Annotated in this window: 12 protein-coding genes; 11 read left to right on the plus strand and 1 reads right to left on the minus strand. The window is 39.9% G+C overall.

The annotated features are described in order from the left end of the window. Window positions 1–27: 27 nt before the first annotated feature. The 9 genes from CYJ36_RS00235 (at window position 28) to CYJ36_RS00275 (ending at window position 10,462) form a co-directional block, all read left to right on the plus strand. Window positions 28–336, plus strand: a complete 309-nt coding sequence (locus tag CYJ36_RS00235; RefSeq protein ID WP_101563685.1) for a metal-sulfur cluster assembly factor — start codon at window positions 28–30, stop codon at window positions 334–336. 371 nt (window positions 337–707) lie between these two features. Next, the gene (argC, locus tag CYJ36_RS00240) at window positions 708–1,745 is read left to right on the plus strand and encodes an N-acetyl-gamma-glutamyl-phosphate reductase (RefSeq protein ID WP_101563688.1); all 1,038 of its coding nucleotides are present in this window, start codon (window positions 708–710) and stop codon (window positions 1,743–1,745) included. 11 nt (window positions 1,746–1,756) lie between these two features. Continuing rightward, window positions 1,757–2,983 (plus strand): bifunctional ornithine acetyltransferase/N-acetylglutamate synthase, encoded by a 1,227-nt coding sequence (gene argJ / locus CYJ36_RS00245; RefSeq protein WP_101563690.1) that lies wholly within the window; start codon window positions 1,757–1,759, stop codon window positions 2,981–2,983. Window positions 2,984–2,993: 10 nt separating this feature from the next. Continuing rightward, window positions 2,994–3,773, plus strand: a complete 780-nt coding sequence (gene argB, locus CYJ36_RS00250; RefSeq protein ID WP_101563692.1) for an acetylglutamate kinase — start codon at window positions 2,994–2,996, stop codon at window positions 3,771–3,773. Further along, window positions 3,770–4,930, plus strand: a complete 1,161-nt coding sequence (locus CYJ36_RS00255) for an acetylornithine transaminase (protein WP_101563694.1) — start codon at window positions 3,770–3,772, stop codon at window positions 4,928–4,930. Before argB ends, CYJ36_RS00255 begins: the two co-directional genes overlap by 4 nt. A 72-nt stretch (window positions 4,931–5,002) precedes the next feature. Continuing rightward, window positions 5,003–6,052, plus strand: coding sequence for a carbamoyl phosphate synthase small subunit (locus tag CYJ36_RS00260; RefSeq protein ID WP_101563696.1), 1,050 nt, complete (start codon window positions 5,003–5,005; stop codon window positions 6,050–6,052). Beyond that, window positions 6,045–9,131, plus strand: coding sequence for a carbamoyl phosphate synthase large subunit (locus CYJ36_RS00265; protein ID WP_101563698.1), 3,087 nt, complete (start codon window positions 6,045–6,047; stop codon window positions 9,129–9,131). Before CYJ36_RS00260 ends, CYJ36_RS00265 begins: the two co-directional genes overlap by 8 nt. After that, on the plus strand, window positions 9,128–10,081 hold the full coding sequence (argF, locus tag CYJ36_RS00270; RefSeq protein WP_101563701.1) for an ornithine carbamoyltransferase: 954 nt from the start codon (window positions 9,128–9,130) through the stop codon (window positions 10,079–10,081). The genes CYJ36_RS00265 and argF overlap by 4 nt, the downstream gene beginning before the upstream one ends. Before the next feature lie 201 nt (window positions 10,082–10,282). Then, the gene (locus CYJ36_RS00275; RefSeq protein ID WP_101563703.1) at window positions 10,283–10,462 is read left to right on the plus strand and encodes a YjzC family protein; all 180 of its coding nucleotides are present in this window, start codon (window positions 10,283–10,285) and stop codon (window positions 10,460–10,462) included. A gap of 72 nt (window positions 10,463–10,534) precedes the next feature. On the opposite strand, the gene CYJ36_RS00280 is transcribed toward CYJ36_RS00275, so the two are convergent. Continuing rightward, window positions 10,535–10,720 carry a YjzD family protein gene (locus tag CYJ36_RS00280; protein ID WP_101565553.1) on the minus strand — a complete coding sequence of 62 codons (186 nt, stop codon included), beginning with the start codon at window positions 10,718–10,720 and terminating at the stop codon, window positions 10,535–10,537. Window positions 10,721–10,923: 203 nt separating this feature from the next. On the opposite strand from CYJ36_RS00280, the gene CYJ36_RS00285 reads away from it, so the two are divergent. Beyond that, window positions 10,924–11,655, plus strand: a complete 732-nt coding sequence (locus CYJ36_RS00285) for a hypothetical protein (RefSeq protein ID WP_101563706.1) — start codon at window positions 10,924–10,926, stop codon at window positions 11,653–11,655. A 91-nt stretch (window positions 11,656–11,746) separates the two neighbouring features. Next, entirely contained in the window at window positions 11,747–12,595 is an 849-nt protein-coding gene (locus CYJ36_RS00290) for an NAD-dependent epimerase/dehydratase family protein (protein ID WP_101563708.1), read from the plus strand. Window positions 12,596–12,646 lie beyond the last annotated feature (51 nt).

The raw sequence follows: 12,646 nt of genomic DNA on the forward strand, positions 1-12,646 counted from the left end.
CTATACTTTAGGTAGAGGAGTGATAAGATGGATGAAGCACTTAAAGAAAATATATATGGCGCCTTGGAATTGGTCGTTGACCCTGAGCTTGGCGTAGATATCGTAAACCTAGGACTTGTATATGATGTAGCCCTTGAAGAGGATGGCACAGCTCTTGTAACAATGACATTAACTTCTATGGGATGCCCATTAGCCGGCACTATTATCGATCAAGTGAAAACAGCCTTGCGTGATATTCCTGAAATAAAAGAAACAGAAGTAAACATTGTCTGGAATCCGCCATGGACAAAAGATAGAATGAGCCGTATCGCCAAAATTGCATTAGGCGTTCAGTAAAAAAGGAGCCCCAGTTCTTTATAGAGAGCTGGGGTTTTTTATTATGAAATCAGTTCATTTTAAGGCTATATTTATCCCAAATTTACTGCCTACGTATTTTTCACCAGGAATATTTCTTTTCCAGTAAAAGAACACTTCGCAATATACCATCAGTTCAAGAAATTAACTGAATGAAATTCAGACTAAAAAAACCGTTATTTTTTGAAAATTCTCACATATTCTTTTTAATTTTGAAACACTATTTAACCGGAAAAAATTATTTACAATTATTAATAAAAAATATTAAATATACAATTGATTTTATTTTTATGCAGTATTATAATGAGTAATAATTCGAATGTCAGAACGATATAAATTAAAGGGTGATACTATTGAATGTTGGTATTGTTGGTGCAACTGGTTATGGAGGCAACGAGTTATATCGCTTGCTGACGAAGCATCCGAAAATTGAGAAATGTATTTTATATACATCTTCAGAAGATGGTAAAGCTTATAGAGACTCGTATCCTCATTTAACAGAAATCAGTCAGGAATCACTTTCTATTATAGATGGAAAAAGGATCGAGGAAGAGGTTGAAACGCTTTTTCTTGCTTCTCCGCCGGGAGCTGCCGCTGAGCTTTTGCAAAAGATTAATAGTAATCAAGTCAAGATTATTGATTTATCAGGAGATTTGAGATTGAAAGATTCATCGCTATACGAGCAGTGGTATAAGCGTCAGCCTGCTGATCAGAAAATTGTAGATCAGGCGGTATACGGCCTTGCAGAACTTAATAAACAGGAGATTAAAAACGCTGCCATTCTATCAAACCCAGGCTGCTTTCCAACAGCGTCCATTTTAGGTTTGGCTCCCGCTGCAGCGCAATCGCTTATCAAAGAATCCTCCATTATAATCGATGCAAAAACCGGTGTATCAGGTGCAGGACGAAAGCCAGGCGCTGCTGTACATTACGCTGAAATAAATGAGAATCTGAAAATATATAAAGTGAACGGACATCAGCATATTCCAGAAATAGAACAAGCGCTGCATCTCTTGAATGAAAATATTTCAACCATCACTTTTCAAACGCATTTAGTTCCTATGACAAGAGGAATTATGGCGACCATCTACGTTGATTTAAAGGAAGAAATGAGTTCAGAGCAATTGCTTGATTGCTATCAAACGTTTTACAGAGATTCCTATTTTGTAAGAGTGAGACCTCTTGGAGAGTTTCCATCCACAAAAGAGGTATACGGTTCAAATTATTGTGACATTGGTCTTTCTTATGATGAGCGAACAGGAAGGGCCACCATTGTTTCGGTGATCGATAATCTAATGAAGGGTGCTGCAGGTCAGGCTGTTCAAAACTTTAATATCATGAATGGATATGAAGAAACGCTTGGACTTGAACTTGCACCGATCTTTCCATAGGAGGTTGTTTTATGCTGAAAGTAAAAGAGGCTGTACAATTGCACAAAGTAGAGGAAGGTTCGATTACATCTCCGGCAGGATTTACATCAGACGGGGTACATATTGGACTGCGTTATGCCAAAAAGGATTTGGCCGTTTTGATCAGTGAGATTCCTGCAAGCTGTGCGGCCGTTTACACTCAAAGTCATTTTCAGGCAGCTCCGCTTAAGGTCACACAGGAGAGCATTGCAAAAGGCCAAAAGCTGCAGGCTCTTATCGTGAATAGTGCAATTGCGAATGCATGCACTGGAGAGCAAGGATTAAAAGATGCATATGAAATGAGAGACTTGTGTGCAAAATCCTTTGCATTGAAAGAAGAACATATAGCTGTCGCTTCGACAGGTGTCATTGGAGAATACTTGAAAATGGATTGCATTCGGACTGGGATAAAAGATGTTTCGCCTTCAAAGAATGGGGCTCCTGCTTTTCAAGAAGCCATTTTAACAACAGATACAGTTACTAAGAAATCATGCTATGAAATGGTGATCGACGGCAGGAAAGTAACAATTGGAGGGACAGCAAAAGGCTCTGGAATGATTCATCCGAATATGGCCACAATGCTTGCATTTATTACGACTGATGCTGCAATTGAGAGTGAAATTCTTCAGCAGGCGCTGAGTGAAATAACAGATGTTTCATTTAATCAAATTACAGTTGATGGAGAAACCTCAACAAACGATATGGTGTTGATTATGGCAAATGGGTTAGCCGAAAATGAATCCCTGACACCTGAACATGAAGAGTGGGAAACGTTTAAACAAGGTCTTACCCTTATTTGTGAAGATCTTGCTAAAAGCATTGCAAAAGATGGAGAAGGCGCAACTAAGCTGATTGAAGTTACTGTTGAAGGCGCAGCCTCTAATTCTGAAGCAAGAATTGTTGCCAAAAAAGTAGTTGGCTCAAATCTCGTGAAAACAGCCGTTTATGGAGCAGATGCAAACTGGGGAAGAATTATTGGTGCAATCGGCCACAGCAGCGCTCTGGTCCATCCTGATAAAATCGGCATTTTCCTCGGCGATCAATGTTTATATCATAACGGCCAGCCTCAAGATTTTTCAGAGGAAAGGGCGAAAGAAGTCTTGGAGAAAAGTACAGTCAGCATTCACATCGACCTCCGAATCGGAAACGGAGAGGGAAAAGCATGGGGCTGCGACTTGACGTATGATTATGTCAAAATTAACGCCAGCTACAGAACGTAAGGAGAGAATCATGAACCAAGTAGTCGTGTTAAAATGCGGAGGAAGTATTGTTAATGAGCTATCAGAAGCATTTTTCGGAAGCCTGCACGAGCTGAAAAAACAAGGCTATCGTGTAGTAATCGTGCACGGAGGAGGCCCTGCAATCAACAGTGTTCTTGGCAGCATGAACATTAAAACCAAATTTATAAATGGACAGCGGAAGACGACAAAGAAAGTATTGGATGTTGCTGAAATGGTGCTGGCTGGCCAAATCAATAAGCAAATTGTAAGAGCTCTTCAGCAAAATAACCTGATGTCTGCCGGTATTGCAGGTTGCGATGGAGGAATGCTGACTGCTGAATATATAAATGAAAAAGAGCTTGGATATGTCGGGCAAATTGCAAATGTGCACGTTCATCTCATAAAAACGCTGCTTGACAGTGATTATATTCCAGTCATAGCCCCTCTTGCCAGAACAGAAGATCATCAAACGCTTAATGTAAATGCTGATACGGCAGCTGCAGCGATTGCAAGTGCGCTTGGTGCAAAAAAACTGCTGTTTGTCACAGACGTACCAGGAATATTAAAAGAAAAAAAATTAATTGATCATACGACCCCTGAAGAAATTGAAGAATTGATTGTGAGCGGGGTCATTAATGGCGGGATGATACCAAAGGTACAGGCTGCGATCAAGTCGTTATCCCAATCTTTAAAAGAAGTTATGATTGTCAGCGGCCAATCCATGTTTGTCGCAGAACAATCATTATTAGGGACGAAAATTACAATGAGCAAGGAGGCGACTGTAAAATGAGTCACGTATTTCCAACATATGCACGCTGGAATCTAGAGATAAAGGAAGCAAAAGGATCAATCGCCATTGATCAAAATGGAAAATCATATCTTGATTTCATATCAGGAATTGCTGTATGTAATCTTGGCCATGCAGACACGGACGTAAAGCAAGCTGTTCAAGACCAGCTTGACAAAGTCTGGCACGTGTCGAATTTGTTTCAAAGTTCGCTGCAGGAAGAAGTTGCTGAGATCCTCACCGCAAATAGCTGCGGAGATGCTGTTTTCTTTTGCAATAGCGGGGCTGAAGCGAATGAAGCAGCAATTAAGCTAGCTAGAAAGCATACTGGAAAATCGAAAATTGTTACATTTAAGCAATCGTTTCATGGACGAACGTTTGCGGCAATGTCAGCTACAGGGCAAGCGAAAATACATGAAGGCTTTGGGCCGTTATTGCCTGAATTCGAATATTTGCCTTTCAATGATATAGAAACATTGCAGCAGTTAACTGGAGACGGGTATGCAGCCATCATGCTTGAAATCATTCAAGGTGAAGGCGGTGTCGTACCTGCTGAAGCTCTATTTTTAGAAAAAATAAAAGAAACATGTAAACGTCTTGGGGCACTTCTGATTATTGACGAAGTTCAAACAGGCATAGGACGTACAGGAATGCCGTTTGCATATCAGCACCATCATTTAGAACCTGATATCATCACAGCAGCAAAAGGGCTGGGAAGCGGTTTTCCTGTCGGTGCGATGATTGGAAAAAAAGAGCTCATTCCATCTTTTCAGCCTGGGTCACACGGAACGACCTTTGGGGGGAACCCATTGGCTATGGCAGCAGCAAAGGCAACACTCGCTAAAATTTTTCAATCTGAATTTTTAGAGGCAGTTAAAGAGAAATCGGAGCAATTGACTGAAAAACTTCAAGCTGCATTGTCTGATTCTCCGGTTGTTCATGAACTTAGAGGTATGGGATTAATGATTGGAATGCAATTAGACCGAGAAGCAGCCCCAATCATAACAGAGCTGCGAACCAATGGATTATTGGCACTTTCAGCTGGTCCGAATGTGATTCGGCTGCTTCCGCCGCTTACCGTAACAGATGATGAAATAAATAAAGCCGCTGAGATACTTGAAAGTACGATTAAACAAGCTGCAGCTGCAGCAAGTCACTAACTTAAATTTTTTTGCAGAATAATGTATAAATATACTTTTAAATAAATAAAAATTCATTATGAGGTGAATAAAATGAGCGGTTACTTACTTCTCGAGGATGGCACCAGCTATCATGGGGAACTTCATGGGGATGACAGTGAGGGTGAAATCGTCTTTTACACAGGCATGACAGGCTATCAAGAGGTGCTGACAGACCCTTCTTATCAGAATCAGATCATCGTGTTTACGTATCCTTTGATTGGAAATTACGGCATAAACGCAGTTGACTTTGAAAGTGAAAGACCACAAATAAAAGGTGCCGTTTTTTATGAATGCTGTGAACATTTCTCTCACTATGAGGCCGCTTATAGTGTCAAAGAATACTTAAGTAAATGGAACATTCCATATATAAGCCATGTTGATACAAGGTCCATTGTCAAACAAATCCGCAAAAATGGGACGATGAAAGCAAGATTGTCAGCAGGATGCGGACAGGTGGAACAAGGGAAGCCCGCTGTAAACGAACTTCCAAAGATTGAACATGGGATTACCACATTAGGAGAAGGAACTATTCATGTTGCATTACTGGATTTTGGATTTAAGAAATCAATATTGCAATCTTTTCTTAAACGAAACTGTAAAGTAACAGTTATTCCATATACAGAAATGGATAAACTGGACCTTTTTCAACCTGATGCCGTAGTGATCTCAAATGGACCGGGAGATCCAAAATATCTGAAACAATATCTGCCTCAAATCAAGAAAATTGCGGAAAGCTATCCGACACTTGGAATTTGTCTCGGTCACCAGCTCATCGCATTAGCTTTTGGAGGAGACACGAAGAAGTTGCCTTTTGGTCATAGAGGTGCCAATCATCCAGTGATTGACCGCAATAGGGGGACTGTTTTTATGACTTCTCAAAATCACAGCTATGTAGTGACATCCAGTGATGAGAAGGAATTTTCAGTTCGATTTGAAAATGTGAATGATCAATCGGTTGAGGGCATGCTTCATCACATACTTCCGCTTTTATCGGTTCAGTTCCATCCAGAAGCACATCCTGGTCCGGCGGAGAGTGAATATATATTTGACGAATTTCTGGAAATGGTTCTAAAGACAAGGAGAGAAATGGTTTATGCCTAAACGTCAGGACATTAAAAGCATCTTAGTTATTGGTTCAGGACCAATTATTATCGGTCAGGCAGCAGAGTTCGATTATGCTGGGACACAAGGCTGCATCGCACTGAAAGAAGAAGGTTATAAGGTCATCCTTGTTAATAACAATCCGGCAACGATTATGACGGATCATAAATATGCAGATGAAGTTTATTTTGAACCTTTAACTGTGAAAAGCTTGACTAAGATTATTGAAAAAGAAAGGCCTCATGGCTTGCTTGCAACGCTTGGAGGTCAAACAGGCCTGAATTTGGCCGTGAAGCTCCATGATGCAGGTGTCCTTCAAAAATTTGGCGTTCAAATGCTCGGCACATCTGTTGAATCTATCCAAAAGGGTGAAGATAGAGAAAAGTTCAGAAAGCTGATGTATGATTTGAACCAGCCTGTGCCTGCAAGTGAAATTGTGACAGAGGCAGATGAAGCATTATCATTCGCAAAAAAAATTGGCTATCCCATTATAGTGCGTCCTGCCTTTACTCTCGGAGGAAAGGGAGGCGGAATTGCAGAAAATGAAAAAGCTTTGAAAGAGTTGATGAAAAGCGGTTTAAGTGCAAGTCCGATTCATCAATGTCTCGTTGAGAAAAGCATTGCGGGGTTTAAAGAAGTTGAATATGAAGTAATGAGAGATTCGGCGGGTACTTGCATTACTGTTTGCAACATGGAAAACATTGATCCTGTCGGCATTCATACGGGTGATTCGATTGTAGTGGCACCATCACAGACGCTGACAGATTATGAATATCAAATGCTTAGAAGTGCTTCGTTAACGATTATTTCTGCATTAAACGTAGTCGGCGGCTGCAATATTCAATTTGCCTTAGATCCTGCCAGTAAACAATATTATGTCATAGAGGTTAATCCTCGTGTAAGCCGGTCTTCGGCTCTTGCTTCTAAAGCGACAGGCTACCCAATTGCTAAAATTGCAGCAAAACTTGCAGTCGGCTATACATTAAGCGAGCTGAAAAATCCGCTAACACAATCAACATCTGCAAGCTTTGAACCAGCGCTCGACTATGTAGTTGTGAAATTTCCGAGATGGCCATTTGACAAATTTAAAAATGCGGATCGGACTCTTGGTACAAAGATGAAGGCTACTGGCGAAGTGATGGCTATTGAACGAAATCTTGAAGCCGCTATTCAAAAGGCTGTATCCTCACTTGAACTTGGGAATATTGGAATTTATTTTGATGAAATCTCAAATCTTTCTTCAATCGACCTTGTGAAAATGGTAAAAAAAGCAACTGATCAACGTTTTTTTGCCATCATTGAGCTGTTGAGAAGAGGAGAAGATGTAACCGTCATTCATGAGACTACCGGGATAGATTACTATTTTTTAAATAGTTTTTACTCGCTGGTAACGTTAGAAAACCAGCTTAAATCAACAGCCTTGTCTGAAATTCCAAAGGAACTCTTTTCTTTTGCAAAGGAAAAGGGGTGTTCAGATCAATACTTGGCCTATTGTATGAATGAGAATGAATCGGACATTCGAAATGCAAGAAACTCGCTTGGAATAACAGCTAAATTTAAGCTTGTTGATACATGTGCTGCAGAATTTGAAGCGAGAACGAATTATTACTATTCAACATATTTCGGGGAATGTGAGCTGCTGGAAAAAACAGCAGCCAAGAGAAAAAAGGCATTAGTCATTGGCTCAGGTCCGATACGGATCGGTCAGGGGATTGAATTCGATTATAGTGCTGTACAAGGAATAAAAGCGCTTCAAAGATTAGGATACGACGCAATTATGATCAACAATAATCCAGAAACGGTGAGCACAGATTTTGAAACGGCTGATCGTCTCTACTTTGAACCGCTGACAATAGAACATGTATTAAATGTCATCGAAGCTGAACAAATAGACGTTGCGATTGTTCAGTTTGGCGGGCAGACAGCCATTAATCTGGCGGCAGGTTTAGAAGCAAACGGGGCAAAGCTTCTTGGAACAGATTCAGAAACACTCGATTTGCTTGAAGAACGCGAAAAATTTTATCTTCTATTGGATCAGCTGAATATCAATCATCTTCCTGGGTCAACAGCTAATTCCACTGAGGAAGCCATCATTCAAGCTGAAAAAATCGGGTATCCCGTCTTGATCAGACCTTCCTATGTAATCGGAGGAAAAGGAATGATTGTTCTTGAAACGAAAGAGCAGCTTCAGCAGCAATTAGAGAAATCTGAAACACATCCATTTCCAATTTTAATTGATCAATATGTTACTGGCCAAGAAGCGGAAATCGATCTTGTCGCAGACGGGGAGAACATACTAATCCCTGCGGTAATGGAACATATTGAACCTGCTGGTGTTCATTCAGGTGACAGCATGGCGATTATTCCTGCCATAAATATTAGCGAAGACATCAAATCCGCTATGCACCATGCAGCAGAGAAAATCGTTAAGGAGCTGGGGTTTACTGGGATTATGAATATTCAATTTCTCATTCAGGAAGAAACTCTATATGTGCTTGAGGTCAATCCAAGAGCAAGCCGGACTGCCCCAATCGTAAGCAAGGTTATGGATGTGCCAATGATTGAATTGGCAGCAGGCATGTTAAATGGTGAAAAATTAACGTATCAGTATATAGATGAAAAGAAGCCGTATGTTGCTGTTAAATATCCTGTATTTTCAAGTCACGCTCTTCATAATGTTGACCTTAAACTAAGTCCTGAAATGAGATCGACAGGAGAAGGAATGTGTCTTGCGCCTACATTAAAAGAAGCGCTTGGAAAAGTTTTTGATGAAGATGGCGATATGAAAAACAGCAGTGTTTTTATCGATGAAAAAGATTATACATTGCTTCAAAAAGCTGAAACAGCAGGACTGACATCGGAAACAGAGAACTTTGAGGAATGGGCAGAAACAGCAGTAAACGGTATTTTTGTCAGTCTGAAAGCCGATGAATCTAAGGAAAAACGGCTGCTTGCAATTGAGAAAGGAATAAAGGTATTTTCAAATGCTTCAACCTTCCTTGCCTATTTAAAAGCTGCATCTGAATATGACGTGTACTCAATCGGTGAATTAACAAGAACAGGAGTGAAAATGATATGAGTTCCATTAAATTAGCACAGGCTAAAACATCCTCATTATTTGGAAAAGACTGCTTAACGCTGCTGGATTATACATCTGAGGAAATCCTGCATCTAGTTGAAGAAGGCTTGCAAATGAAAAAATTCCCGATCCAATCAATCTTGTCTGGAAAAATATTAGCGCTGATTTTTGAAAAATCTTCTACACGGACACGAGTATCGTTCGAAGCCGGGATGCAGCAGCTTGGCGGCAATGCACTCTTTCTCAGCAGTCAAGACCTTCAAATCGGACGCGGTGAAAGCATTGCAGATACAGCAAAAGTACTGTCAGGCTATGTAGATGCCATCATGATCCGTACGTTTGAACACGAAAAAGTGGAAGAGCTTGCGCTTCATGCATCAGTTCCTGTCATTAACGGGCTTACGGATACGTTTCATCCTTGTCAGGCACTCGCTGATTTAATGACGATTCTGCAGCTGAAACAAACATTTAAAGGAACAAAGGTTGCGTATGTTGGTGATGGTAATAATGTTGCCCACTCTTTATTAATTGCGTGCGCAAAAGTAGGCATGGATGCTGTAATTGCTCATCCAGAAGGGTACGGTCCGGATCCGTCCGTAATGGAAAAAATAGCAGAAATATGTGAACTTACAGGTGCTGTTATTACATCCACATCGAATCCGGAAAAGGCTGTTCATGAAGCAGATATTGTATATTCTGACGTATGGACGAGCATGGGACAGGAAAAAGAAAATGAAATCCGGCTGACTGCTTTTCATGCTTATCAAATAAACGCAGAGTTGATGAGCGGCGCGAAAAAGGATTGTCATTTTCTTCATTGTCTGCCTGCACATCGAGGTGAAGAAGTTACAGCTGAAATCATTGATGGAAGCCATTCCGCAGTGTTTCAGCAGGCGGAAAATCGGCTGCATGTTCAAAAAGCGTTGTTAAAGGAATTGCTGATTGGTTAGTTGCATTAGTTTGAAAATAAAAAGCATGGATCACTGAATCCATGCTTTTTGCCTTGGTAAAGATAACGCAGTTGGTCAAGCAATAATACGATAATATACAAATAATTCCTATGATAATGAGTGAATTTCTCTTCTGATAGCATGTAATCTTCGGAAAATGCCATACTATTTAAAGAATCATACCTAAGGAGGGATCTAATTTTGGGGCAGCAGCATCACTTTAAATCAGGTCAGAAAGCACCTAACAATGGGATTTATGTAGAAGTTGGAGAAACAGGATCTATGGTCAAAAATCCGCAGAAAATAAAGCTGCAGGCAGGAGATCAATTCCCTGAGACTTCAAATGATGACCGTCATTGGACATATCAAAGAAAACCATAAAAAGTGAAATAGAAGCAAAAAACCCTACTATCAATAGTAGGGTTTTTTGCATGAAGAGTCGAAAATTAGGTATTAATGATGTCCTTCTGCAGATCGGTCAGGAACAACTTCCCCGATGATCAGGATGAGAACGGTTACAACGACAGCTAGGATAGAAGCAGTGCCAAAGTTATATGCAACACCTGTCATTGAAGATACAACATAAGCCATCATTTGCATTAATAAAAACGTCCAAAAAAATGTCCAAAAATAGCGCAATCTGTTCACCTCAATCTCCAAACAATTCTATGTCCATATTATCATACATAGATTGTGGAATAAAAGCATTATTTAGACGTAAAGTTGACTATTTCATGAACGTTCATTTGCTGAATAATTAGGTATACATCCATTCGCTTTTTCACCTCGAACATATCTTATATAGAGTGCTCAAAGTACGAATGAAAGGTGGTGGGCAAACGATGGGAATTACAGAACGCTTTTTTCAGCTTGAATCCGAATGGAACATCATTCATTATCCTTATAAACCAAATGGTTTTGGTGTCTTTATTTTCGGCGACAAAACACATTTTGTTGATGGGCAAACAAGTTTCTGGCTGCAGCACTACGGCAGAAATCAGCTGCTTTCAATCCTGCTTAATGAAGGCTACACGGTCTTTACTTCTAATTTGTACGGGGCCAATTGGGGAAGTCCGAAAGCACTGCAGCTGGCAATGAAGATCTATCATATTGTAATGAAGAAAGAAATATTAAATGAACGTGTTCACATTCTCTGCGAAGGAATGGGTGCGTTGGTTGCGAAAGAATTTATGAAGCTTTCGCAAGATAAAATCCGCTCTGTAGCAATGTTCAATCCATGCCTGAACCTCCAAGCCCACCTTGAAAAAGAAAGAGAAAACATGTTTTTTTATAAAAGACTGACAAAAGAAATCGCCAATGCGTATGAAATTGATTCAAAACGAATAAAGGATTACAGCTTTGAATCCAGTTTTGCCTGCGGAGCAATTCCTGTCCATATTTGGCAGAGAATGAACAGCATCACATATCCGTATCAGGATCACAGTAAAATTTATGAAGAATTTAGAAGCAAGCAAGGGACAGATATCGAATTAACCTTTCACCTCTCAGATAACCTTTATAGGCTGAATCATTCTGTTGTGAAATTTTTCAAAGAAAATGAAAAAAATTTATGATCGAATCGTTCCTTGTGAAGCGGGAACGATTCTTTTGTGATAGCAGGTTGCATACGATACTATAACGCTTCCTAAAGGAGGAACGGAGCACATGAAAAAAGTATTGATTGCAGGAATCGGACAATTTGTTGGATTCGCCCTTTGCAATCATCTGCTGGAAGAGGGCGTCCAAGTTGCTGGATACATGAAAAAGCAAGAAGACAAACAAAAACAAAATATAGCTGAAGAAAAAATGATGCTGATCGGCAGGAATGCCTTATTTGAAAGATTGGAATCATTGAAAGAAGACAATGCATATGATGCTGTTTTTTACTGTATGACAGACCCTGCGGATCGGGTAAATGAAAATAACTCGAATTTTTTGAAGCAGTGTACGAACCTTTCCATTCAACAAAACATTCCATTTATTCTTGTATCATCAACAGAAGTATTTGGGGAGAAACAAACTGTAATTGAGAAAGAAACCGTCCCTGTTCCAACGACTGAAAATGGAAAGTCTCATTTCCGTCAAGAAGCTGAGGTACAGACACTTTTTGGGGAAACAAAGTTATACAGGATTGTACGGATCCCAGGACTTTATGGTCCATGGCAGCCTGTAAACATGTATGTTCATCAATGTATCATGTCATCTTTGACAGGTGTTAAATCGAACGAGACCAAAAGCGAAGAAACAAGAGACCTGATTTTTATTGATGATGCAGTCAGCAGTCTGCTTGATATTGTGAAGCTGAATTTATATGGGGGAACGGTTATTCATCTATCTTCTATGAAAAATCAATGGAATCAGGTAGCAGAATTATTTTCTGAAAAGCTTCCTGGAGATTCTGATTTTTCATTATCGAAGGATATCATTCACGTTGTGAAAAATAGTGTTTCTCTAAAAGAAGGAATACAGATGCAAAAAGAATGGATCAAGCAAAACCTGTATATTTACCAATAATTTTAGATAAAATTCAAGTTTTATTTGTTATTGGGAGATATTTCCTTGTGC

The sequence above is a fragment of the Bacillus sp. UMB0893 genome, from assembly GCF_002858905.1.
GTDB lineage: Bacteria > Bacillota > Bacilli > Bacillales > Bacillaceae > Bacillus_P.

What these genes read in the sequence shown, in the direction of transcription:
- CYJ36_RS00235 (WP_101563685.1), top strand. Translation starts at nt 28, where the DNA reads ATGGATGAAGCACTTAAAGAAAATATATATGGCGCCTTGGAATTGGTC.
- argJ (WP_101563690.1), top strand. Translation starts at nt 1,757, where the DNA reads ATGCTGAAAGTAAAAGAGGCTGTACAATTGCACAAAGTAGAGGAAGGT.
- argB (WP_101563692.1), top strand. Translation starts at nt 2,994, where the DNA reads ATGAACCAAGTAGTCGTGTTAAAATGCGGAGGAAGTATTGTTAATGAG.
- CYJ36_RS00255 (WP_101563694.1), top strand. Translation starts at nt 3,770, where the DNA reads ATGAGTCACGTATTTCCAACATATGCACGCTGGAATCTAGAGATAAAG.
- CYJ36_RS00260 (WP_101563696.1), top strand. Translation starts at nt 5,003, where the DNA reads ATGAGCGGTTACTTACTTCTCGAGGATGGCACCAGCTATCATGGGGAA.
- CYJ36_RS00265 (WP_101563698.1), top strand. Translation starts at nt 6,045, where the DNA reads ATGCCTAAACGTCAGGACATTAAAAGCATCTTAGTTATTGGTTCAGGA.
- argF (WP_101563701.1), top strand. Translation starts at nt 9,128, where the DNA reads ATGAGTTCCATTAAATTAGCACAGGCTAAAACATCCTCATTATTTGGA.
- CYJ36_RS00285 (WP_101563706.1), top strand. Translation starts at nt 10,924, where the DNA reads ATGGGAATTACAGAACGCTTTTTTCAGCTTGAATCCGAATGGAACATC.
- CYJ36_RS00290 (WP_101563708.1), top strand. Translation starts at nt 11,747, where the DNA reads ATGAAAAAAGTATTGATTGCAGGAATCGGACAATTTGTTGGATTCGCC.